We start from the raw sequence: 22,717 nt of genomic DNA on the forward strand, positions 1-22,717 counted from the left end.
TGTGAGGCTTTTGATACTTTTGCTATCCGGTGGCTCCGAAGAACCACCGCCGCATTCCGCATCAAGTGCCCACACTTATCGGCTGTTAGTTTTTAAAGATCGATTCGCTCAACGCGCTGCGCCATTACTTCAACTACCCGGCGCAGCTTCGTTTTGCGCCGCTGCGTCTGCAGCAGAGAAACGGGATTATGGAGAACTTTCATCCGATCGTCAACAGGTTTTTATCAACTTCCTGACCTGCCCACGTCGCTGAAGCCCGCACCACTTAAGGCTCTCCCGCTTCCCCGTGCCCCGGCGTCCGGAGCACGAAAGAGCGAGATTCTAGTCGCTGGCCGGAGGGCTTGCAAGCGTTATTTTGGCGTGCGTGAACCGCCCCAGAACCGGGGCGTGGTCCGCAGCAATGTCGGTAGTCAGGCAGTTGCGTTTCGGCGCATCGCCCGTTCCACTATCGTCAGATAGTGACCGAGATCCGGCGTGATGCGATCCTGCTTCTTCGCGCGATCGTCCCATCTACGCAAACGCAATGCATCCTCGGCGTACGGTTTGCGCAGAAACGCGTCGGCTTCCTCGCTACTGAAAATGCCGCCCTGCAACTGCAAGCTGCGCACCGAGTCGGCGGACAGCTGGCCGAAATAGCTCGCGTCGATCGCGCACAGGCAGCGCTTCGCGTCGACGTGCAGGCGAATCGGCTCCAGGACCGCATCCGGCAACATCGGCCGCAGGAACGGCAGCGCGTAATACTGGTGCAGATCGTCGATGCCCCGCTGCGTCGGCGTGTCCCCCTGCTGATTGAGCAGATGTCCGAGATCATGCAAAAACGCCGCGGCGACCAGTTCGTCGCTCGCGCCTTCGGCCTCGGCCAGCGCGCCGCTTTGCAGCGCGTGCTCGAGTTGCGTGACAGGCTCGCCGCTGTAGGCGAGCTGGCCGTGGCGCTCGAATAGCGCGCGAATATCGTTCAGATTCAATGCCACCGGTTCGTCACTCCCACGGTAATGAGAAGATCGTCATCGGTTGCTGGACGCCTTCCTTGTAGATCAGGCCGGAGCTGGCATTGCGAGCGCTTCATCGTCCACGCGGAACTGGTCAGGCACGCCGCCACTTCAGCTTCTCCGCCGCACTAACCGCACTCACCGCACCCGTCCCGCAGCCACTGCGCACCGCCCTGCATATGCGCGCGCATCAACGCCGCGGCCCGTTCGGCATCGCGCGACGCCAGCGCCGTCAGAATCGCGCGATACCCGGCGAGCGAGCGCGCCATCGCATCGCCTTGCACCGCCAGCGCGGCCCGCCGGAACAGACTCAACTCGCCGATCAGCCGCCGATACGTGTCGAGCAGCTTCGCGTTGCCCGCAGCCGCGACCAGCGCGTCGTGAAACGCGACGTTCGCGCGCGCATATGCATCGACATCCTGAACCGCGAAGGCCGCGCGCATCGTCTCGATCCAGTCGCGCAGCCCGGCCAGCCGAGCCGCGTCGATCCGGGCGGCCAGCATCCGGCACGCCGCCTCTTCGAGCACCGCGCGCAGCGCGTGAAGCTCGTCGGCCTCCGCCGGCGACACCGTCCGCACGAACACGCCGCGATGCTTCTCGGTGCGCACGAGCCCCGCCTGTTCGAGCGCGCGAAACGCTTCGCGCACAGGTCCGCGCGACACGCGCAGCCGCGCCGCCCAGTCGGCTTCGTTCAGCTTGTCGCCCGGCGCGAGCGAGCCGTCGACGATCCGCCGCTCGATCTCGTCGCGCACCAGCGTCGTCAGCGAATGGCGGCGCAGGATATCGAGCGGAGCGACAGGATCAGCGTGCATATTTCCGGTCACTTTGACTGAATTGCCACACCAGTAGCGGCGCGCGCCCGGCCCGCCACTCAATCGACTCGCCGCCGCGGCGCGCGCGCCGCGATCAGCAGCAACGCGACCAGCGACACCAGCAGCAAGATCAGCGACAGCGCCGAAGCCGGCAGGTAATACCCACGCTCCACCTGCCCGACCACCACGATCGGCACCGTTGCGAAACCCGGCGGGTACACGGTCAGCGTCGCGCCGAGCTCGCCGAGCGACAGCGCAAAACCGAGCGCGAGACTCGCGCGGATCGCCGGCACCAGCTGCGGCAGCACCACGCGGCGCAGCACCATCGACGGCGGCGCCCCCAGGCTCGCGGCCGCCTCGCGCAGCACGGTCAACTCCGGCCGCAGCGCAGCGGCCGCGCACCGGTAGCAGAACGGCAGCACCAGCGCGAGCTGCACGAACACGACGATCGCCGCCGAACTCGACAGATCGAGCGGCCGCTTGTGATACGCGATCAGCACCGCGAGACCGAGCACCACGCTCGGCACGCCGTTGGGCATCATCGCGAGCGTGTCGACGAGCGCGCCGAGACCGCGGCGGTCGCGCCCTTCGAGCGCGAGTGCAAGCCACAGGCCGAGCACGGTGCCGAGCACCGCGACGCCCATGCCGACTTCGAGGCTGGTCGTCAACGCATCGAAGTCGCTCGAACCGAGGCGTTCGAACCAGCGCATGCTGAAGCCGTCGGGCAGGATCGTGCCGGACCAGTGCGCAGCGACGCTCGATAAAGCGACCACCAGCACCGGCAGCACGAACAGCCAGAAGCACAGCAGCGCGGCGAAGCCGAGAAACAGAGCGCCGCACAGCCGCACCGCGAGACTGTGACGCACCGGCCGGCCTTTCTTGTGCATGACCGGCAGCACGGCCGGATCGAGATCGGCGGCCATCACCGGGCTCCTTTCAGGTTGCGTCGATTGACGCGCCGGTACAGCGCATACAGCGACAACGACATCAGCAGCATCACGACCGCTCCGGCGGCGGCGGTCGGCAGATCGAGATCGACAGTCGCGGCGCTGTAGATCGCGACCGGCAGCGTGATCAGATGCGCGCTGCCGAGCACCAGCAGAATCCCGAACTCGTTCAGCGTCAGCAGAAAACACAGGATCGTGCCGGCCGCGATACCGGGCCACGCGAGCGGCAGGATCACGCGAAACGCAACCATCGGACCGTTCGCGCCGAGGCTGCGGGCGGCTTCGATCAGCCGCCGGTCGAGCAGCGCGAACGAGGCCAACGTGGGCCGCACGACGAACGGCGTGTAGAACACCACCTCCGCGAGAATCACCCCGCCGATCCCGAACAGGAAGTTCAGTGGCGGCTCGTGCAGATTGAACAGCCGCTGCAAGCCGATGCTGACCGAGCCCTGCGAGCCGTACAGAAAGATCAGCGTGAACGCGACCAGAAACGACGGGAACGCGACGAACAGTTCCAGAAAGCGCGTCACCATCCGCGCGCCCGGGAACGGCTTGAAGAACAGCAGCGACGCAAGCGCGACGCCGAGCAGCGACGCCAGAGTCGCGCTCGCGAACAGGATCCACAGTGTGGTGCCGATCACGCCGCGCGTTTCGGGATTGCCGAAGAACGTCGCGTACGCGTGCACCGACAGACCGTGCGCGTCGGTAAAGCTCAGCATCACGAGCCGCAGCAGCGGATAGACGACGAGCGGCCCGAGCACGACCACCACGATAAACAGCAGATGCGATTGCGCGACGCGTTCGCGCCGTTTCACGGCGGCCGTATGCGCGGCCGCGCTCGCCTGCCGCCGCGCGGCGGCCTCGGCTTCGGAGGCGGCGGCTGCCGCGGCGATCGCAACGGCGCCGGTATCGACCGAACCGAGGCCGAGCGGCTGCGGCGCGTCAGGGCTTGATAAGGACGACATCGCCGGCCTCGTAACGCAGGGAAACACGCGCGCCTTTTTCGGGCGCCATCCCGTGGCCGCGCTGCAGCGTAACCAGCACCGGCTCGTTGGGCAGCGCGTCGAGCACGACCGCCACCGACACCACCGCGCCATACCACTCGACCGATGCAATCACGCCATGCAACTGCCCGTCGCCGAGCGGGACGATGCGCAGCGCCTCCGGCCGCAGGCAGGCGACCCGCTCGCGTTCGTTGTGACGCGCGTCGTCCATCGCGAACGCGATCTGCGGCGGCAGCAGATTGGCCGCGCCCAGATAGCGCGCGACGAAACCATCGGCCGGCGTGTCGTACAGCTGCTGCGGCGTGCCGAGCTGGGCGATGCGGCCGTCGCGCATCAGCAGCGTGCGGTCCGACAGCACCAGCGCGTCGTCCTGATCGTGGGTCACGCAGACGATCGTCAGATTCGGCAGCCGCTCATGCAGCGCCTTCAGTTCGGAGCGCACCGACGCGCGCAGATTGGCATCGAGCGCGGACAGCGGTTCGTCGAGCAGCAGCACGTCGGGCTCGATCACCAGCGCGCGAGCGAGCGCGACGCGCTGCTGCATGCCGCCCGACAGCTGCGCGGGCATCACGTGCCCGGCATCGCCGAGCTGCACCAGCTTCAGCGCGTCGGCGACCCGCCGCGCGACCTCGCGCGCCGGAATGCGGCGAGCGCGCAAACCGAACGCGACGTTCTCGAATACCGACAGATGCGGAAACAGCGCATAGCTCTGAAACAGCAGGCCGAGATTGCGCTTGTGCGGCGGCACGTGCGTCAGATCGCGGCCGGCCACGGTCAGCGTGCCGGCCAGACCGTCCGCCTCGATGAAGCCCGCGATGAAGCGCAGCAACGTGGTCTTGCCGCAGCCGCTGCGGCCGAGCACGGTGAGCAACTCGCCGCGCTGAATCGTCAACGACAGATCGTCGAGCACCGTGCGCGCGCCGAAGCGCACCGTCAGGTGATCGATCTGCACGCCGCCCGCCGCGGCGGCACGCGCGGCCTCGGGCGTATCCAGCGCGGCGCCAGGCGCAGAGGGGTGAGCGAGGCTGGCGGTATTCACCGGGGATCGTCCTCCAACAGTTTTAAAGCGCATGCGGCGGCGCCGCGATCCAGCCGCGGCGCCGCCGGCATCGGGTCCGGGGGCTTCGGGCGTTTACTTCGGCTTGACCACTTCGGTCTGCTTGCCCGACGCACCGACCACATCGTTTTTCCAGCGCGCGGTCCAGTCGGCCTTCTTCGTCATCACGTGGTTCCAGTCGACCGGAATCAGCTTCACGCCGGCGATCGACTGCTTGACCGTCTCGCCGTTCTTGCCGGCGAGCGGCACGTCGCTGCGGCCCGGAATGCCGAAAATGTCCGGCACCCTCGATTGCACGTCGGTCGACATCAGGTAATCGATCAGCTTCTTGCCTTCGGCCTGGTTCGGGCCGTTCTTGATCAGCGCGATCGCGTACGGCAACTGGAACGTGGTCGGCTGACCGCCGGCGTCGACCGCGAGGAACACCGGCTTCAACGACAGGCCGCCGTTGGCCGCGTCGTCGAGGTCCATCTGCAGGTCGCCGTTGGCAAACGCGATTTCGTTACGCGACAGCAGCACGTCGAGGTAGCCGGTGCCCTTGGTGTGGAATTTCGCGCTCTGTTCGAGCTTCTTCAGATAATCGAACGCCTTGTCCTCACCCATCAGCGACGAGGTCAGGATGATCACGGCCATGCCGTCGCCGGCGGTCGCCGGGTTCGAGTAAGCGACCTTGCCGCTGTAGTCCGGATGCAGCAGGTCGGCGAACGTCTTCGGCTGAGTCTTGGTGACTTCCGGGTTGATCGCGAACGAGAAGTAGTTGTTCACGAAGGTCGCCCACGCACCGTTCGGCGCCTTCGCGATCGCCGGCACGTTCTGGTAGTTCGCGCTCTGGTACGCCTGCAGCAGACCGTTCTGGTCGGCCTGCTGGATGAACGGCGGCAGCGTAACCAGCACGTCGGCCTTCGGCTGATCCTTTTCGATGGTCGCGCGATTCACGACTTCGCCGCTACCGGCGGTGACGATATTGACCTTCACGCCTTCCTTCTTCTCGAAGGCCGGCAGCACGTCCTTGTAGAGATTTTCGAGGCCGTCGGCGGTGTACAGCACGACCGCCTGAGCCGCCTGCGCCTGAATCGCGGTGCCGCCGAAAGCGGCTGCGGCGACCAGCGCCGGCAGCAGTCTGCGCGCGAGGCCGGCCGCGCCGTGGCGGGAATTCGTTTTTGTCATGTCGCACTCTCCGAAACGCAATAAACCAGACGGTCTGGGGTAACCCCGTACCTGTGTAGTGATTGAATCGCGGCACGCGCCGCTTGCCGGTTGCCGTTTACTCGCCGACGTTTCCGGGCGGCTGCGCCGGGTATTGCAGATTGCCGACAACCCGGCCGCTTCTCGCCTGGCCCCACTGACAGCCGGCCTTCGACACCCGTGCTGCCTGCCGCGCCAGGAAAAGCCCGGCAAGAATCACAGGTTTCGATGACAAGGCCGTGACGATTGTGGCGAATTCCAAAAATAAACACAAATTGCCAATTCAAGCCAACTTACGCAGATAGTGGGAGGGTGCGAAATGCGTGTCGCCGCTGCCCGATTCGTCGGGATCCTACACGGCGAAAATAACGATGTATGCAGGAAGAAATTGTGGAGCAGCCGGTGGCTGCGTTGGCGCGAGGATCGCACGACACCACGCAACCGCGCCCGCTGTCAGGCGATCAGAATCTCCGGCCCGTGCGCGCTGATCGCTTTGCCGAGCGCGCGCTCCGGCGCCAGTTCGGTGACCAGGTAACGCGCCGACTCGATGCCGTTGATGCGCACCGGCGTGACCCGGCCGAACTTCGAATGATCGGCGACGATCACGACCATGTCGGCCGCGGCGATCATCCGGCTGCGCACCTCGGCGGCCATCCGGCTGTAGTCGGTCAGATAGCCGTCCGGCGAAATCCCGCCCGCGCCGATGAACGCGAAGTCCGCGTGATACTGGGTCAGTTGATGGACCGTATCGAGGCCGAAGGTGGCGTCCTCGATATCGGACAGCTCGCCGCCGAGCAGCGTCACGCGATTGTCGTTGCGACGGCCGAGCAGCAGCGCGATGCGCCAGTCGTTGGTGTAGACCGTCAGCCGATGGCGGTCGAGCAGCGCCCGCGCGACCGCCTGGGTGGTGCTGCCCGAATCGATGATCAGCGACGCGCCGTCCGGCACGAACTCGGCCGCGCGCTCGCCGATCGCGCGCTTGGCGCTGGCGTTCTCGGCTTCGCGGGTGTCGAGATCGGGCTCGCGCCGCTCGTTCGACAACGCGCCGCCGTGCGTCGTCACGAGCAGGCCGCGGCCGGCCAGCGCGTTCAGATCGCGCCGGATCGTCTCGCGCGACACGTTCAGTTCGCGCACCAGTTCGGCAACCGAGAGCGCGCCGTTTTTGGCGACTTGCGCGAGGATGTATTGATGACGTTGTTCTGCAAGCATCTGTCGAGGCCGGAAGCCGGCACGCTGGGATTTCGTCGTTGAAAAAGGCCGCCGTATTGTATTACGCATGGTCGGCGCTCACCGACGATGCGCGGAGCCGGGCCACGCTGCACGCGAACGCGCCGACCTGCTAACCTTGACGGGCTCGGCGGGCCGGCCGGGCAGCCGCGCGCTGCCGGCCGCGTTCCGCGCACTTCGCCTCGCCGTCAACCGAACCACGATGCCGCCACTGTTTCGCCGTCTCCGACTGCTGTTCCATGCGCTGCGTTACGGCGCGCGCCTGATCTGGCTCGCCGCGCCGAGCGACCACAAACTCCACTGGATCATCGAGCTGATCGGCCGCGTGCACGCGTCCGGGCGCAGCGGCGCGCAACTGCACGCGATGCTGCCGGCGCTCGGCCCGCTCGCGAGCCGCTTCGCGCAGACGCTCGCCGAGCGTCCCGAACTTGCGAGCGGCACATTGCACGACGCGCTCGATGCGCTCGACCACATCGAAGAGCCGCTGCCGCCGGACGAGTCGGCGCTCGCGTTGACGCGCGCGTTCGGCCGCCCGCTCGGCGAACTGTTCAGCGCGGTCGATCTGGTGCCGGTGCGCAGCGGCCTGGCCGAGCAGACCCATTTCGCGCGGCTCGCGGCGCCGCTCAAAGGCCACCGCGAAGTCGCGATCAAACTGGTGCGCGCGCAACAGTTGCAGCAGCTCGGCGACGAACTCGCGCTGCTGCGCTGGGTCGCGCGCTGGCTCGAAAAGCTCTCGCGCACCGCGCGCCGCCTGCGCTTGCGCGCGCTAACCCAAAGCTTCACCGACGATATCCTGCGCCGCTTCGACCTGCGCGCCGAAGCGGCCAACCTGAGCCAGAGCGGCCACCATTTCGACGCCGATCCGCGCATCCTGATCCCGGACGTGATCTGGGAGCTGTGCACCGAGCACACGCTGACGATGCAGCGCATCGACACGCTGCCCGCAAGCGATCTCGCCGGGCTGCACGCGCATCGCATCAAGCTCGCGCCGCTCGCCGCGCATATCGTCGAAGTGGTCACGGAGCAGGCCTTCGAGCACGGCTTCTTTCACGCGACGCTCGATGCGCGCCGGGTGCGCGTGAGCATCGAACCGGACACGCTCGGCCGGCTGGTGCTGGCGGAATTTTCGATCATGTCGACGCTGTCGACCGGCGAGCGCGAGTTCTTCGTGCACGGCGCGAGCGCGCTGTTCGAGCAGGACTACGCGCGGCTCGCCGACATGCATCGCGAGGCCGGCCACGTGCCGCACGACACCCGCCCCGAAATGCTCGAAGCCGAGTTGCGCACGCGCGCCGAAGCGCACTTCGCGGCCGCGCCGCCGGAGCGCTCGGCGGGCGCGCTGTTTCATCATCTGCTGCACGGGGTGCAGCCGTTCGACGGCCGCGTGTCCGCTCGCCTCGCAACCGCGCAGCGCTCGTTCCAGCAGGCGGAGACGCTCGCGCGCGCACTGCATCCGGGCGTCGATACATGGAACATCACACGCGACGTGCTGGCCGGCATCGCGCGGCGCGACATCGATCATCGCGGCTGGATAAAGCGCATCTCGCGCGAGTTGCCGCACCTCGCGCACATGCTGCCGCGCGTGCCGCAACTCGCGGTGCGCTATCTGCAACAGAAGCACGACAGCGGTCGCACGCCGCAGCGGAACGCGCAACTGCTCGCCGAGCTCGCGCGGGAATACCGGCGCACCCGCCGGTTGCTGTGGGGCTGCGCGATCTGCGGCGGCATGCTCGGCATCGGCATGATGCTGCTGATCGGGTGATGTGGCGCTGCTTGGCGCGATGTGACGTGAGGGCCGCGGCCACGCCACTGCGCGCCGCATGCACCGCGCCGCGCCGCGCGTTGCAGCTTCGAACAAGACACGCGCCGCGCCGCTCGCCATCATGACGGCTTTTTCACCCCGTCCGTTTCGATGCTCGCCTCTTTCCTCGCCGCCGTCTTCGTCGTGCTGTGGTCGACCGGTTTCGTGGTCGCCCGCGCGATCACGCCTTACGCCGATCCCAATCTGTTCCTGCTGGCCCGCTTCGGCGGCACCGCGCTGATCTTCACGCTGGCCGCAGTGATCGCGCGCGCCGCGTGGCCGAGCGGGCGCGATCTCGGCAAGCATCTGGCTGCGGGCGCGTTGTTGCAGGGCGTCTATCTCGGCGCCGGCTACTGGGCCGTCGCGCAGGGCCTGAGCGCGGGCGTGATGGCACTCCTCGGCGCGCTGCAACCGCTGGCGACGGCCGCCGTCGCCGCGCCGCTGTTCGGCGAGCGGCTGTCGCGGCGAGGCTGGAGCGGGATGGCGCTCGGCCTTGCCGGCGTCGTGCTGGTGCTCGCGCCGAAGCTCGCCGCCGCGACGCCGCCGACGCACGGCAACGCGCCCGCGTGGCTGGTCGTGCTCGTGTCGATTCTGGCAGTCGGCGCGATCACCGCGGGTACGCTGTTTCAGAAGACCTCGCTCGCGAAGGCCGATATTCGCAGCGCGAGCGCGGTGCAGAACATCGGTGCGGCCATCGTCGCCGCGCTGCTGGCGCTCGCGCTCGGCGAGCATCGCTGGATCGGTTCGCCGACGCTGTGGGTATCGCTCGGCTGGGGTGTCGTGATGCTGTCCGGGATCAGCGTGACGCTGCTGGTGTGGATGGTCCGGCGCGGCGACGCGTCGCGCGCGACCGCGCTGCTGTTTCTCGCGCCGCCGCTGGCCGCGCTCGAAGGCTATCTCGGCTTCGGCGAGACTTTGCTGCCGGTGCAGATCGCCGGTTTCGTGCTCGCGTTGGCGGGGGTGTTGCTGGCGCGGTCGTGATCGCGGGAGGCCCGCGGCGGACTCGATAACGCAGCGGCGGCGAGCCGCCATCGAGCCGCAACCCCGGCCTCCGTCACGCCGCAGTCAAGTCGCTGTCAGTCCGCGGTATCCGCTTTAGCCGGCATCTTCGCGCGCGCGGCCGAGCCCGGCGCCGGCGCCCACGCCGCCCGGCCCTGGCGCTGTGAATCGACGACGACGATATAACGTCCCGCCCACGGCAAGATCCGCCGATCGCTTTTCAGCACCCACAGCGCCTGGCCCGCATCGATCAGCTGCGCGTATCCGGCATCGAGAATTCCGTAGTGGTCGAGAAACGTGTTCAACGTCGCGGGAATGCGCACGCAGCCCTTCGAGTGACGCATGCCGAGCAACCCTTCGAGCCGATCGGGATCGGTCGCATGCATCTGCAAGCGCATCGGCGATACGCCGCCTTTGCCCCAGCCCCGTTCGCCGTCGGCCCAACCGAGATCGAAGATGCGCATGTCGCGACGTCCGTAGCCGCGAATATGGTTTTCGTTCTGCGTGCCCTCGGAGCGGAAATCCATGTTGTCGGGCGTGTGTTCGAACACGCCGAGCGGCGTGATGAAGTGATCGTATTCGCCGGGCCGTCCGGTCGACACCGGCGCCGCGCCGATCATCTGCCAGTTATCGGCCGGCACTGCGCGAAAGTAGATGAACAGCGCCTGCACATTGGCGTTGCGATCGACCAGCACCACGTATTCGCCCGACAGGCTGCCGAGTTCGTGCGCATCGAGCGCCGCCTGCAGGCGCGCGGCGTACGCGCGCTGTTCGGCGGCCGGCACCTTGAGCCGGCGGTTCACGTCGCGGGCGAACACGTCGCGCAATAGAAAGGCGCGCTGCGGATCGACCACGCCGGCCGCGTCGGGCGCCGCGACAGCGGCGCCGTCGAGCACGGCCGACGGACGGTTGGCGGCGACTGGCGCGGAAGCGGGATTCGGGTTGGCAGCGCGTTTGAGCGACGAGGCCGAGGGCGACGCGGCGATCGGTTTTGACGCGGAGGCAAGCTTGGGTGCCTGGGCTCGCAGCGGCGCCGCCGCGTTTGCGCCCGGCGCCGCGCTATCAGGCGACGCCGCCAGCGCGACCGCGCCAGACAGTGCGCAAACCGCCGCGCAGCCCCATGCACATAAGGTCGCGCCGAGCGAACCCGGCCCGCTCCCCAGGCCGCCCGCGCGACGAATCCCGCGCGGTACGGCGCGTATCGACAGCATGCTCGTCACCGCGCGCCGACTCACTCGCGCGATGAAACGCGGGCGATTCGATCGAGGCTGGAGAGGCCGATCCAGGTAGTTCATCGCGTATCACAGCAAACGTGATTATTATTGAATGCCCGCCGGGTCCCTGCTGCGCCCGGCACGACGATATTACTCAGCACACCGACGCATGTCGATCAATGCAAAGACCGTCAAAGGCTCACGCGCGCCGTCCTATCCGCCGATTCCCCGCGTCGCGCACCCGGCAGTAATCCGCCGTTTGCCGATGCGATTCAATGCGCTCGCAACCGTTTTCAGAGCCGGCGCGGCACTCGCCATGCAAAACGCTTCAAACCAGTTTCAAGCCGCTTTCAATTACGCTTGGAGCTGCGGTTTCAATTCCACTTCAATTCCTCTTTCAATCGATTCCCGCGAGGAGACAGCATCACCATGACCCAAACCGATCCGCTCGCCCGACAGTCCGCCATTGCAGCCGAGTTACACGTCGCCGCCCAATTCGATGCGCAGCGCGAGATCGAGCGCCGGGTCGATTTTCTGGCGAACTATCTGCGCGCCAGCGGCCTTGCGACTTATGTACTCGGCATTAGCGGCGGCGTCGATTCGACGACGGCCGGACGTCTCGCGCAACTTGCGGTCGAGCGCCTGCGCGCCGCGCAGTACGACGCGCGCTTCGTCGCGGTGCGTCTGCCGTACGGCGAACAGCGCGACGAAGCCGATGCACAGCAGGCCTTACGATTTATCCGCGCCGACGAAAATCTGACGATCGATATCCGCCCCGCCGCCGACACGATGCTCGCATCGCTCGAACAAAGCGGCGTGCCGTTCAGGGACGCGGCGCAGCGCGATTTCGTGCACGGCAATATCAAGGCACGCCAGCGGATGATCGCGCAATACGCGGTGGCCGGCGCGCGCACGGGAGTCGTAATCGGCACGGACCACGCGGCCGAATCGGTGATGGGCTTCTTCACCAAGTTCGGCGACGGCGGCGCCGACGTGCTGCCGCTCGCCGGCCTCAGCAAGCGCCGCGTGCGGGCTCTTGCGCACACGCTCGGCGCACCCGACGCGTTGACCCACAAGGTGCCGACCGCCGACCTCGAAATGCTGCGCCCGCTGCGCCCGGACGAAGACGCGTATGGGATCCCGTACGATGCGATCGACGATTTCCTCGAAGGCAATCCGGTCAGCGATCCCGCGCGCGACGTGATCCTGCAGTTTTACAACGCGACGCGTCACAAACGGGCGCTGCCGTACACGCCGTTCGACTGGCCGACGCGGTCGGACGAAGAATAAGAGGCAGCTCGAAATAATTGCAGGCGATTGCAAGCGATCACGCGTGCCCGCGGGCACGCGTCATTGCCGCTACCGCAACGGCGCTCGCCGTAAACGCATCAAGGCGGTGGCGATACGCGCGTAAATCACGTATCGCCACCGCCTTGGAAAGCTTCCGGCCAGCGCGAGTGCCTAGCGCGCGTCGGACGGCGGTTCGTCGGTAAACAGATCGGCGCTCGCTTCGAGCGGCTGCCCGCCCAGCTGCTTGCCCTGAATCTGCCGCGCGATCACGTCGCCGACATACGGCACGTCCGCATCCAGTTCGACCGTCGCGTAGGCGCCGGGTGTGCCGGCGTCCACCACCTCGATGTTTTTCGCGTAATGGCCGAGTTCGCGCGTGAGGAACTCTCGCACCTCCTGTTCACTGCACGATTCGGCGATATTGCGCACGGTCAGATTCATACGGCCTACCCGCGCCACCCGGCGCGGCCGGTTCGACCGGCGGCACGCTCGACCCGCAGCGGTCGCAGCGCACCGCGCTGCTTCGCCTGGGCGGCGGCGAACACGCGCAGCGCAACGGCGCCGGTCGTGCCGGCGAGTCCCATAGCGAGCAATGACAGATAGAAGGCCATTATTCCAATCTCCTTTGCGAATTTCGTCCTGTCGTCAGGATTGCCACGTTCGACTTCGCGAGCGCCGCGGCCCCGCGTTGTGGCAAACGGCGCAACGTCTGCGTCAATGCACTGTACCCGAATCAGCTGCGTAAAACCCTGGAAAAACATTCGTTGATCGAGCACTGTGCATGCCCGGCCGGCGCCCGTGGATCAGTCCGCCGCTTGCACGTTCGCCGCGCTGACCCACCATGCATTGGCGCCGCGCGGCAGACGAACCAGCACCGCGGACGGATCGTCGACGCCGTCGTCGGTGATCTGGCAGACCGGCTGGCCGTCGCGCAGAGGTTTCACTTCGCCGGCCGCCTGGAACAGCGCGATGCGGCGCGCGCTCAGCGGGCGCAGTTGCTGGTACACGTCGAAGCTGATTGCCGCGGGCACGTCGCCGCGAATCTCCAACGCATCGGCCGGCGCGCAGTGCGCGGGCAGCGCCGGCACGGCCGCCACCGCGGCGGCGCTGCCGCACAGGCCGCCGAGCGTCAGCGCGAAAGCGGCAAAACGGGAATAGGTCATGGTGTTTCTCCGAAAAAATTAAGGACAGCGGACTGCGAACTACCGCGTCTAGCGCGTGCGCGCCTGCGGCTCGCCGCGCTGACGGTCGTCGCCGTCAACCTGCTCGTCGCCGATGGCGACGTCGAGCCGGCTGATGTCGCAAGACGTGCGGCCGAAGCCGCCGTACACCGCGGACCAGTTGCCGGCGATCGCCGCTTGCGCCTGCGCGAGACTCAACTGGCCGTCGCAGACGCAGCGCTTGAGCATCGCCGCCGCGCGCGCCTTGCGACGCTCGCCCTGCGGACCCGCCCATGGCAGCAGATCGAGATTGGCGGGCGCGTCCGGCGAGCCGCCGAGCATGACGGGCACCCGTCGATCGAGCGCGAGGCCGGCGCCTTCATCGGCATCGATGCCGCGCTCGGCGAGCAGCCGGTCTTTGTGCGCCATCAGCTCGTCGAACGGCGGCGCGACCGTGCGCGCATAACCGGGCCGGCAGATTGTCTCGCCGACCGATTCCTGCGTCACGCGCTCGTCGAGCATCCCGCTCAGCTGCGCGACGGCGTCGCCGATTTGCAGCGCGAGCAGCGCGGTCACGCCGGCCAGCAGCCACGCACGCGGCCGCGTGCGAACGCCATGGCGCCGGCCGCGCTCGCACGCGAACGGCGCCGGACGGGCTGCGTCACTGCTGGGGGAAAGATCGCTGGAAACAGCGTCGGGATGCGGGTTGGCGATGCCTGCGTTCATCGGTTGGCGCGCCGGCGGCAGCGCGCGGTAGTTCAATTCGCAAGGCAATTAAAACACATTCAATATAAGTAACGCGAAAAGCCGCGCACGGGCAGTGCCGCGCGCGGCGCGGCCAGCGGCTTATGGCGCCTGTGCTTCGCCCATGCCGTGGGCGCCCATGCCGCTGCCGCATATGCCGCTGCCGCATATGCCGCTGCCGCATACGCCGCTGCCGCCTCTGCCGCTGCCGCCTCTGCCGCTGGTGCTCCCCCGCGCGCCCCTACTTCGCTACTTCGCGCCGCGCGCCTGCAACGCGCGGATCCGGCCGAGCGCTTGCGTATCGCTCACCGTCTTTTCGTACAGGTGTGCGAGATCGGCCTTCAGCGCGGTGCGCGACGCGCCGTCCAGATAGATCATGTGGCCCGACGGATAGAAGCGCGCGGACAGGTTCTGCCTCACCTGCTGACTGAGCAGCGGCATCTGCTGCAGATCGAGCACGGTCTGATAGAACGGCGTGACGAAATCGTAGAAGCCGTTCGCCGACAGCACCTTCAGGTCCGGATTGAGCGCCATCACCGCGGCGAGGTCGCCGGCCGTGTACAGGATGATGTTGCCCTTCGAGTCGACGCCCTTCTGCGCGCCGGTCGGATCGATATGGCTGAAATCCCAGTACTTGAATGCCTGGTCGTTCAGGTCGGTGAACGCCGAGTTCGACGTGTACTTCAACTGCTCGTTCAGATACACGTTCCACATCGTCGTGTAGACGCCGGTCACCGCGGTCATGGTCGGATCGTTGCCGCCCGAGTTCGGATCGATCTTGCCGGCGATGCCGGTGTCGATCGCGGTCACGCGGCCGTCGTACTCGCCGAGCGCCAGACCTTGCGACTTCAGCAGCGTGGTCAGGAACAGCGAGTTGCCGCGGCTGTCGTAGCCGGCGATATCGAGGCTCCACGCGAGCAAGGTGGTCTTGTCGATGCCGGTGTATTCGCTCAGTTTCTCGACGGTCGCCGAATCCGTGGTCGGGAATTTGCGCAACGCGGCCAGGTAATCGGTGCGTGCGAACTGCGCGACTTCCTCGGCGAACGCGCCGAGATCGGTCGGCCGCGGCGCGACGCCGAGCTTCTTGTGATACCACGCGTCCGCCGCCGCGGTGGGCAGCGCGCCGACCGGATTGCCGGCCTGCGTGTAATCGAGAATCGACGATTGCAGCGTGATGCCGTTCAGATCGACGCCGTCTTCGTGCAGCCGGTACGCGAGCACGCAACTGCGCGCGGTGCCGTAAGACTCGCCGAACAGATACTTCGGCGAGTTCCAGCGATTGTTCTTGGTCAGAAAGCGCTTGATGAACTGCTTGATCGAATCGGCGTCCTGATCGACGCCCCAGAAATCGCGATTCTTCTTCGGCGCGATCGCCGCCGAATAGCCGGTGCCGACCGGGTTGATGAACACCAGGTCGCTCTTGTCGAGCAGGCTGTCCGGGTTGTCTTCCATCGAATACGGCGCGGGCGGCGTGAAGTTCGGCATCGAGGTCTTGATGCGGCGCGGCGCGAACGAGCCGAGCAGCACGAATACCGATGAAGACCCCGGCCCGCCGTTATAGAAAAACGTGAGCGGACGGGTTTCCTCTTTCTGGTTGTCCTGCGTGAAGGCGACGTAGAACATCCGCGCCTCGGGCTGCGAACTGCTCGGATCGACGATCACCAGATGACCGGCGGTCGCGGTGTAATTGATCTTGTGGCCGCCGATCGTGACCGAGTGATGAGTGATCGCGGCGCTCTCGGTGGTGTCGGTGACCGAGTCGTCCGGCCCGTTGCCGTACGCGACCGGATCGAAGAACGGCTGGTCGCCGGATTTGGCGCGGTGCGCGGTGGCGGCGGCGCTCGTCGTGCCCGTCGCGCGATGGGTGCCGGCGCTGGCCGCCGGGCTGGCGCTGCCGGTGACGCCGCTCGTTACGCTGCCCGCGCCGCTGCCCGCGATGCTGCTCGTCGCACTGGCAGTGCTTGCGGGGCCGCCGGCTGCACCCGGGCTGGCTGTGGCGGGCGCATCGTGCGAAGGATGTTGCGTGTCGGAAGCTGATGCTGGATTCGTCATGATCGCTCCAAGGGTTCGTATTGACGTGCCGCGCGTCCTCGTTGTTACGTCCTCGCGATGCCGGGGCGTTGCGCACGCCTGCTGCTCATCTGCGTTTGCCCGCGCTGCTCCGCGTGCGTCCCGCGTGTTCCGCTTCTGCCTGGCTGGGCCGCGCCGCTTGCCGATCCGGGAAACCGGCGCGGCCCGTGTTGCTGACTATAGTGCGGCCGCCACCTTCTGACCATTCGGACTGCCGAGCCCCGTGCACGCATCCCAGCCCTTCGCCGCCGCGAAGCTGCCGTTGTTGCCCTGGGTGATGTCGTTGCACACGCCGGCTCTCTGGTACAGCTTCGGATTGACGAAGCCCGCCGGCTGCCCTTTGGCAGCGTTGATCCGCGCGATCAGCGCCGCCCACAGTGGCGCGACCGCGCTGGTGCCGCCGATCACCGTCTGCGTGCCGTCGATCAGCACGCTGTAACCGGTGAGCGGCGACGCATCGCCGGCGACATCGGGCACCCCGCGCCCGCTCAGCGCCTTCTGGCCGCCGCCGCTGGTCGCGGCTGACAAGCCCTTCTGCCACGTGGGTACCGGGAACGCGGCACTGATGCCGCCACCGCTCGCGCCGCCCTGCGCGCCGTCGTTCCACACGACCTCGCGGGTGATCGACGAACCCGACGCGGTGACGCTGGTGCCGCCGCACGCGAGCACGTACGGGCTCGACGCCGGAAAGTCGACCTGATCGCCGCTGCCGGTGCCGTCGCTCGAACCGCTGTCGCCCGAGGCCGCGCAGATCGTCACGCCGAGCGCCGCCGCCGATTGCAGCACGCTGTTGAACGCCTGCATCGACTGGGCGGTCCAGACCGATTCCGGCGCGCCCCAGCTGATCGAGATCACCGACGGTTTGTTGGCCGTGTCGTGCACCGCGCGGCTGACCGCATCGATAAACCCGGCGTCGCTGTTCTGCGTGAAGTACACCGCGATGCTCGCGCCCGGCGCGATCGCGCCGACGATCTCGATGTCGAGCGTGACTTCGCCGTCCGGCCCGTTCGGATCGCCGCTCGGCTTGTTGCCGCCCTGATCGACCCCGACCGACTTCACGCTCGGCATGCTCACGCCGAGCGCGCCGAAATAGCTGCGCAGATCCGCCGTGTTGTATCCGCCGCCGAGCTCGATGATGCCGACGCACTGGCCCGCGCCATCGCCTTGCGGAAAGTTGTATAGCGCGGCGAGTTGCGGCGGCGTGAACGACGCCTGATGCGCGCGCGCCGCCTCGAACGGCGGGCGGATGCGGAAATGCGGCCGCGCCTGCGGACGGTTGTCGAGCCCGAGCACCGCCTCGATCAGGTCGCGCAGATCGTCCGGCACGCTGACCGGCCCGGTGCGGCCGCGAAACGAGCCGGCCATGTGGTGCTGGAACTGCTGCAGCTTCACTTCGAACGCGCTCTGGAATTGCGCGACCGTGCCGCTCAGCAGCACCGAGCGCGCGGCCGCGTCTTCGCGCACGACCGTGAGCCCATGCGCGGCGGCGAACGCCTTGATCTTCGCGATGTCCGCGGGCGCGGCGCCGTAGTCTTTGGCGAGCGCCTCGCGCGAGAGCGGCTTCACGCTGGGGTCGCCCGCTTCGATCCGGCTCATCAGCGCGTCGAACTGCGCCTGCTGCTGGCGGCGCAGCATCACGAAGACTTCGATCCGCTCGGCGGGATCGCATTGCCCGACGACCTGCGTGCCCTGCTCGAGCTTGCGCTCGCTGCCCGGCAATGGATGCTTGGTGCTCATGGTGTCGACTCTCCTGTTGACTTGGCGGCCGGCGCAATCGCTGACGATCGCGCCGGCCCGGGGGCTCGTCAGCACATCGCGCGCCCGCGCGCCGGCGGCGCTCGCACGACCCGCCGCGGACCGGCTTCAAGGACTTCGTCTGAGCATCCGACCGAGGCATTCCAACACAGTTCCGGCAGCCGCGGCAGTCGTCCGATCGGCCAATGCGCGGCGTGCGCGCACCGCGCTATGATGCTGGGGCGGCATTCCTGCCGTTTGATTGGCCCGCGCGTCCGCGCGCCGGCCCGAGAAACTAGAGGAACCCATGTCAATTTCGATGTATCAAGCGTCGCTGCCCGTGCTGATTCGCGGTCTCAAGAACCTCCAGGCGATCCTCGGCAAAGCCGAGGCCCACGCCGCCGCGAAGCAGATCGAGCCCACGGTGTTCACGAATGCGCGACTCGCGCCGGACATGCTGCCGCTGCTGCGTCAGGTGTATATCGCGAGCGACACCGCGAAGGGTTGCGCGGCGCGTCTGGCCGGCGTCGAGCCGCCGAAGTTCGACGACATCGAGCAGACCTTCGACGAATTGCACGCCCGCATCCAGAAGACGATCGATTATCTGAAGGAATTCAAGCCCGAGCAGATCGACGGTTCCGAGAGCCGCGCGATTACGCTGAAACTGCGGCCGGGCCCGGTCGAGTTCACCGGGCTGTCGTATCTGCTCGGCTTCGTGCTGCCGAACTTCTTTTTCCACGTGACCACCGCGTACGACATCCTGCGTCACAACGGTGTCGAACTGGGCAAGCTCGACTATCTGGGCACGCCGCAGTAAGCGGTGTGAGCCGGCCGCCGAACGTCGCGGCCAGTCGCTCAGACGCTGGCGCTCTAGCCGTGCAGACGCGGCTGGAACGCGATCACCGCCATCCCGGTGAGCGTCAGCGCGACGCCGGCCGCATCCCACAGCGTGGGCCGGACCCGGTCCACGGTCCACAGCCACGCGATCGCCACCGCTACGTACACGCCGCCGTACGCCGCATACACGCGGCCCGCGGCGGTCCCGTGCAGCGTCAGCAGCCACGCGAACAGCGCGAGGCTCAATGCGCCCGGCAGCAACAGCCACGCGGAGCCGTCCTCCTTGAGCCAGCGCCACGGCAGGTAGCAGCCGATGATTTCGGCCAGAGCGGTCACGATATACAGCAGGAAAGTTTTCATCGGCGAAAGAGCGCGGGTGGTGTCGTTGTGCCGCCGCGCGTCGCGCACGGCTGGTGTTAAGGCGCGAGCGGCATTATCGCCGGCTCCGCTATCGTTTTTATTAACACAATCACTTGGCGCCACGGGCTCTGCCCATGCGACAGTCAGCGCTACTTCAATTCGAACGGCTATCGGTCATGAGCATCGCGTCACCCTGCGACGACATCTGCAAGTTCGACGACAAAACCGGCTTCTGCATCGGCTGCATGCGCACCCGCGACGAATGCAGGAGCTGGAAAAAGATGAAGGACAAGCACCGCAGGAAGATCGTCGAGGATCGGCCGCGGCGCGAGCGCAAGTTGAAAAAATGAGCGGCGTGGGCGCGCGCCTGCCGCATCGCTGCACACGTCAATCCAGCGACAGGCGTAACGCAAAGCCGATCAACGCGGCCGAAAAAGTCCAGCGCTGCAAGGTCTGCGCAAGCGGATGAGCGCGCATCCAGCCGGCGATACGGGCGGCGCCGCTCGCGTACAACGCATCGAAGCAAAAGCCGATCGCCAGCAGCACGACACCGAGTTCGACCATTTGCAGCGCGACCGGGCCGGCGTCGGGCCGCACGAATTGCGGCAGCAGCACCGAGCAGAACAGCAACGCCTTCGGGTTCAGCAGATTCGTCAGCAAGCCTTTGACGAATGCGGCGCGCAAGGGCCGCGACGTGTCGGGCGCTTCAGCGGCTGCCGTGCGGGTCGCGGGGGTGGCAGGGGCCGCAGCGGTCGCACTCGCCGTGCTCGTCGGGCCTGCCACGCATGCGCCGCCCTGCCCGTCCGCAACCGGCAACGCAAAACCCGGCGAGCGGAAGATCTGAATCCCCACCCACGCCAGATACACCGCGCCGACATAGCGCACCGCGTCGTACAACCACGGCGCGCTGCGCAGCAGCGCCGCCATCCCGCAGGCCGACAGCGTCACATGAATCGCGCGCGACAGCCCGAGCCCGGCGGCGGCCGCGAAACCGCTGCGCGCGCCACGCGCAATGCTGGTTTGCACAAGCATCGCCATGTCGGGTCCCGGCACCGCGTACACGACGAATAACGCCGCCACGTAGACGGCCAGCAGGTGAGCGGAAATCATCGAAGCCTCCTTGTTTTTAGAGACTCCATCTTGCTATCGGAGCGTGAGGGTTTGCTGGCGAATTTCCACCCGCGCACGAGCATGATTAGCGCAATACGCTAAGATTCGGCAATCCAAGAGCGCTTTCCCCCAACCGCGAAAACACCCAATCATGTCCGCCGCCGACCTCGACAAAACCGACCGCGCGATCCTCGCCGCGCTGCAAACCGACGGCCGCATGTCGAATGCACGCCTCGCCGAAATGGTCGGTCTCAGCGAAACGCCGTGCGCGCGGCGCCTGAAGCGGCTCGAACAGGATGGTTATATCGAGCGTTATCGCGCGGTACTGTCGCGCGCCGCGCTGGGTCTGGGCGTAATCGGCTTCGTGCACGTGCGCTTCGCGGTGCACGACCGCGCGACCGCGACGCGCTTCGAGCGCGAAGTGCAGGCGATCCCGCGCATCCTGTCGTGCCACAACGTGTCGGGCAGCGCCGACTACATCCTGCAGATCGTCGCGCGCGATCTCGACGATTACGGCACCTTCATGCGCGACGAACTGCGCGGGTTGCCGGGCGTGACGTCGGTGGAGTCGGCGTTATCGTTGCGTGAGGTGAAAGCGTTCGGCGGCCTGCCGCTCACGTGAGCGCGAAGCCGGGATAGAACGTGGCATAGTCACCGTTTTACGCGGCGCGAGCCGCTTCGATGCAACCCGACCACCCCGGAGTATTCATGGACCACGACAAGGCGCGAGCCGAAGAAACCGCCGCAATGGAACGCGTAGTGACCGCGACACGGCGTGTGCAGAGCGCATTTGCGTCTCTGCAATCGCAATTCCCGCCGGCCGGCAGCGGCAAGCCCTCGCAGTTCGCGCTGCAAACCTTCGACGCCGCGTTGCAGGAACTCGAAGACGCGCAGGCCGCGTTCGACGAAATGCTCGGCGACCTGCTCGACGGCAATCGCTGAGCGGCGGTAAGCGCCGCTGATGCCGCGCTGATGTCGCGCTGATGTCGCACTGGAGCGGCAATGAGCAATGAGCGGCCGCGAATCGAAGCGCGACGAGCCGCGGCCAGCGCCGGGCTCATCGGCATCGGGACTTCAGCCGGCGGCGGTCTCGATCTGCGGCTCGCACAGAACCGGGAAGTTCACCGAGTTCGCGATAAAGCACTTCTCGTGCGCCACATGATGCAGATGGGCGGCCAGTTCCACATCGCCGCCCGCGCGGATCACCACGCGCGGCCGCAACACGATCTCCGAAAACCGCCCTTGCTGCGCGGTATCGAGCATCGTGCCTTCGGCGTCGTCGCGATAGTCGAGCACGATCAGGCCGGCATCCGCGCACAGATGCAGATACCACAGCTTATGGCACGCGCTGACCGACGCGACCAGCAGGTCCTCGGGACTCCAGCGCGCCGGATCGCCGAGAAACGCCGGGTCCGACGACCCCGCGATGTCGGGCTTGCCGCCCGACGAGATCACATGCTCGCGACCGTAATCGCGATAACCGGAGGTGCCGCTGCCGCGGTTGCCGGTCCATTGCACTGCTACCTGGTACTTGTGCTCGCCGTGCGCCATTGCCTGCCCCAGTGGTCGGATCGGATTTGCATTCTATACGCGCCGGCTAGCGTCTTGGCGCCGGCCGGCCGCTCACGTTCGGCGCACGCGGATCGGGGCTCATGTACAGCGCCGTGCCGTTCGCGCGCATGTTGTTGAGCGCCGAGCCCGAACCGCCCGAGCCACCGCCCGAGCCGCCAGGCCGCGCCGCACCGGTACCATCACCCGGGCTCGCGGCCGGGCGGCCGGCGGGCATCGAATTGGGCCTCAAGCCGACCCCGCCGCCCATCGAGGTGCCACCGGTGGAGGTGCCGCCCATCGTCGCCGCGCCACCGCTGTCGTTGCTGCCGCCGCTGCCGCCATTGAGCGCACCGGGCGCTGTCGTGCCCGTGCCCGTAGCCGCGGCGCCGCCCAGCCGCTCCGACTGCTGCGCGCTCACCGTGACGGGCGCGGCCAGCATCAGCAGCACTGCCATCAGCCACGCCCGCCCGCTCCCATTCGCTTCAGGTTTCATCGGTTGCCCCCTCGTCCGCCCATCGCGCCGACGCCGGATCGGCGCCCCCGCTCCCACATTCTGAGCCGATCGCCCGCCCGCTGCAGCATCACGCCCCCGCACTGCGCACGGCGCATACCCGTGCGCGTTATGA

At 67.2% G+C, this 22,717-nt stretch carries 27 protein-coding genes; 9 read left to right on the forward strand and 18 right to left on the reverse strand.

Features of this window, described 5'->3' with window-relative positions; all coding sequences use genetic code 11:
• Window positions 1–253, forward strand: a 253-nt coding sequence (locus LJ656_RS18365) for a hypothetical protein (protein WP_230510800.1), incomplete at its 5' end; no start/stop codon positions are given.
• Window positions 254–410: 157 nt separating this feature from the next.
• Here the strand turns inward: LJ656_RS18365 and LJ656_RS18370 are convergent.
• From LJ656_RS18370 to LJ656_RS18400, 7 genes are all read right to left on the reverse strand, one after another.
• A complete protein-coding gene (locus tag LJ656_RS18370) occupies window positions 411–971 on the reverse strand; it encodes a phosphonate degradation HD-domain oxygenase (RefSeq protein WP_230510801.1) in 561 nt (186 codons plus the stop codon).
• 146 nt (window positions 972–1,117) lie between these two features.
• A complete protein-coding gene (locus LJ656_RS18375; RefSeq protein WP_230510802.1) occupies window positions 1,118–1,801 on the reverse strand; it encodes a phosphonate utilization associated transcriptional regulator in 684 nt (227 codons plus the stop codon).
• A 59-nt stretch (window positions 1,802–1,860) separates the two neighbouring features.
• Window positions 1,861–2,724, reverse strand: a complete 864-nt coding sequence (phnV, locus tag LJ656_RS18380) for a 2-aminoethylphosphonate ABC transport system, membrane component PhnV (protein WP_230510803.1) — start codon at window positions 2,722–2,724, stop codon at window positions 1,861–1,863.
• Entirely contained in the window at window positions 2,724–3,713 is a 990-nt protein-coding gene (locus tag LJ656_RS18385) for a 2-aminoethylphosphonate ABC transporter permease subunit (RefSeq protein WP_230510804.1), read from the reverse strand. The genes phnV and LJ656_RS18385 overlap by 1 nt, the downstream gene beginning before the upstream one ends.
• Window positions 3,691–4,791, reverse strand: coding sequence for a 2-aminoethylphosphonate ABC transport system ATP-binding subunit PhnT (gene phnT / locus LJ656_RS18390; RefSeq protein ID WP_230510805.1), 1,101 nt, complete (start codon window positions 4,789–4,791; stop codon window positions 3,691–3,693). The genes LJ656_RS18385 and phnT overlap by 23 nt, the downstream gene beginning before the upstream one ends.
• Window positions 4,792–4,884: 93 nt before the next feature.
• The gene (gene phnS / locus LJ656_RS18395; protein ID WP_230510806.1) at window positions 4,885–5,976 is read right to left on the reverse strand and encodes a 2-aminoethylphosphonate ABC transporter substrate-binding protein; all 1,092 of its coding nucleotides are present in this window, start codon (window positions 5,974–5,976) and stop codon (window positions 4,885–4,887) included.
• Window positions 5,977–6,447: 471 nt separating this feature from the next.
• A complete protein-coding gene (locus LJ656_RS18400) occupies window positions 6,448–7,203 on the reverse strand; it encodes a DeoR/GlpR family DNA-binding transcription regulator (protein ID WP_230510807.1) in 756 nt (251 codons plus the stop codon).
• A 220-nt stretch (window positions 7,204–7,423) separates the two neighbouring features.
• On the opposite strand from LJ656_RS18400, the gene LJ656_RS18405 reads away from it, so the two are divergent.
• Together LJ656_RS18405 and LJ656_RS18410 are read left to right on the forward strand one after the other, a co-directional pair.
• Window positions 7,424–8,983 (forward strand): ABC1 kinase family protein, encoded by a 1,560-nt coding sequence (locus LJ656_RS18405; RefSeq protein WP_230510808.1) that lies wholly within the window; start codon window positions 7,424–7,426, stop codon window positions 8,981–8,983.
• Window positions 8,984–9,133: 150 nt separating this feature from the next.
• Complete coding sequence (locus tag LJ656_RS18410; RefSeq protein WP_230510809.1) at window positions 9,134–10,003, forward strand: DMT family transporter; 870 nt, start codon at window positions 9,134–9,136, stop codon at window positions 10,001–10,003.
• Between the two features lie 95 nt (window positions 10,004–10,098).
• On the opposite strand, the gene LJ656_RS18415 is transcribed toward LJ656_RS18410, so the two are convergent.
• On the reverse strand, window positions 10,099–11,232 hold the full coding sequence (locus LJ656_RS18415; RefSeq protein WP_230510810.1) for a L,D-transpeptidase: 1,134 nt from the start codon (window positions 11,230–11,232) through the stop codon (window positions 10,099–10,101).
• Between the two features lie 172 nt (window positions 11,233–11,404).
• Here LJ656_RS18415 and LJ656_RS18420 point away from each other — a divergent pair, with 172 nt between their 5' ends.
• Window positions 11,405–11,668 (forward strand): hypothetical protein, encoded by a 264-nt coding sequence (locus tag LJ656_RS18420; protein ID WP_230510811.1) that lies wholly within the window; start codon window positions 11,405–11,407, stop codon window positions 11,666–11,668.
• Window positions 11,665–12,525 carry an ammonia-dependent NAD(+) synthetase gene (nadE, locus tag LJ656_RS18425; protein ID WP_230510812.1) on the forward strand — a complete coding sequence of 287 codons (861 nt, stop codon included), beginning with the start codon at window positions 11,665–11,667 and terminating at the stop codon, window positions 12,523–12,525. Before LJ656_RS18420 ends, nadE begins: the two co-directional genes overlap by 4 nt.
• Window positions 12,526–12,696: 171 nt before the next feature.
• Here the strand turns inward: nadE and LJ656_RS18430 are convergent, their stop codons facing one another.
• The 6 genes from LJ656_RS18430 to LJ656_RS18455 form a co-directional block, all read right to left on the reverse strand.
• Window positions 12,697–12,966, reverse strand: a complete 270-nt coding sequence (locus LJ656_RS18430) for an RNA-binding protein (protein ID WP_230510813.1) — start codon at window positions 12,964–12,966, stop codon at window positions 12,697–12,699.
• Window positions 12,967–12,971: 5 nt separating this feature from the next.
• A complete protein-coding gene (locus tag LJ656_RS18435) occupies window positions 12,972–13,136 on the reverse strand; it encodes a hypothetical protein (RefSeq protein WP_230511105.1) in 165 nt (54 codons plus the stop codon).
• 192 nt (window positions 13,137–13,328) lie between these two features.
• Window positions 13,329–13,688: a hypothetical protein gene (locus tag LJ656_RS18440; RefSeq protein WP_230510814.1), complete on the reverse strand. Its 360-nt coding sequence runs from the start codon at window positions 13,686–13,688 to the stop codon at window positions 13,329–13,331.
• Window positions 13,689–13,736: 48 nt separating this feature from the next.
• Window positions 13,737–14,411: a hypothetical protein gene (locus LJ656_RS18445; RefSeq protein ID WP_230510815.1), complete on the reverse strand. Its 675-nt coding sequence runs from the start codon at window positions 14,409–14,411 to the stop codon at window positions 13,737–13,739.
• Window positions 14,412–14,678: 267 nt separating this feature from the next.
• Window positions 14,679–16,481, reverse strand: a complete 1,803-nt coding sequence (locus tag LJ656_RS18450) for a S10 family peptidase (RefSeq protein WP_230510816.1) — start codon at window positions 16,479–16,481, stop codon at window positions 14,679–14,681.
• A 195-nt stretch (window positions 16,482–16,676) separates the two neighbouring features.
• Window positions 16,677–18,236 (reverse strand): S53 family peptidase, encoded by a 1,560-nt coding sequence (locus tag LJ656_RS18455; protein ID WP_230510817.1) that lies wholly within the window; start codon window positions 18,234–18,236, stop codon window positions 16,677–16,679.
• A gap of 304 nt (window positions 18,237–18,540) precedes the next feature.
• On the opposite strand from LJ656_RS18455, the gene LJ656_RS18460 reads away from it, so the two are divergent.
• Complete coding sequence (locus LJ656_RS18460) at window positions 18,541–19,050, forward strand: DUF1993 domain-containing protein (RefSeq protein WP_230510818.1); 510 nt, start codon at window positions 18,541–18,543, stop codon at window positions 19,048–19,050.
• A gap of 53 nt (window positions 19,051–19,103) precedes the next feature.
• Here the strand turns inward: LJ656_RS18460 and LJ656_RS18465 are convergent, their stop codons facing one another.
• On the reverse strand, window positions 19,104–19,430 hold the full coding sequence (locus LJ656_RS18465) for a YnfA family protein (protein WP_230510819.1): 327 nt from the start codon (window positions 19,428–19,430) through the stop codon (window positions 19,104–19,106).
• A gap of 176 nt (window positions 19,431–19,606) precedes the next feature.
• Here LJ656_RS18465 and LJ656_RS18470 point away from each other — a divergent pair, with 176 nt between their 5' ends.
• Window positions 19,607–19,780, forward strand: coding sequence for a DUF1289 domain-containing protein (locus LJ656_RS18470; protein ID WP_230510820.1), 174 nt, complete (start codon window positions 19,607–19,609; stop codon window positions 19,778–19,780).
• Between the two features lie 37 nt (window positions 19,781–19,817).
• Here the strand turns inward: LJ656_RS18470 and LJ656_RS18475 are convergent, their stop codons facing one another.
• Entirely contained in the window at window positions 19,818–20,540 is a 723-nt protein-coding gene (locus tag LJ656_RS18475) for a LysE family translocator (RefSeq protein WP_230510821.1), read from the reverse strand.
• Between the two features lie 151 nt (window positions 20,541–20,691).
• On the opposite strand from LJ656_RS18475, the gene LJ656_RS18480 reads away from it, so the two are divergent.
• Both LJ656_RS18480 and LJ656_RS18485 read left to right on the forward strand, forming a co-directional pair.
• Entirely contained in the window at window positions 20,692–21,162 is a 471-nt protein-coding gene (locus LJ656_RS18480; RefSeq protein WP_230510822.1) for an Lrp/AsnC family transcriptional regulator, read from the forward strand.
• Window positions 21,163–21,248: 86 nt separating this feature from the next.
• Window positions 21,249–21,482, forward strand: coding sequence for a hypothetical protein (locus LJ656_RS18485; RefSeq protein WP_230510823.1), 234 nt, complete (start codon window positions 21,249–21,251; stop codon window positions 21,480–21,482).
• Between the two features lie 132 nt (window positions 21,483–21,614).
• Here the strand turns inward: LJ656_RS18485 and LJ656_RS18490 are convergent, their stop codons facing one another.
• Together LJ656_RS18490 and LJ656_RS18495 are read right to left on the reverse strand one after the other, a co-directional pair.
• Window positions 21,615–22,091, reverse strand: a complete 477-nt coding sequence (locus LJ656_RS18490; RefSeq protein ID WP_230510824.1) for an OsmC family protein — start codon at window positions 22,089–22,091, stop codon at window positions 21,615–21,617.
• Between the two features lie 46 nt (window positions 22,092–22,137).
• On the reverse strand, window positions 22,138–22,584 hold the full coding sequence (locus LJ656_RS18495) for a hypothetical protein (protein WP_230510825.1): 447 nt from the start codon (window positions 22,582–22,584) through the stop codon (window positions 22,138–22,140).
• Window positions 22,585–22,717 lie beyond the last annotated feature (133 nt).

The sequence above is a fragment of the Paraburkholderia sejongensis genome, from assembly GCF_020880815.1.
GTDB classification, from domain to species: Bacteria; Pseudomonadota; Gammaproteobacteria; order Burkholderiales; family Burkholderiaceae; genus Paraburkholderia; species Paraburkholderia sejongensis.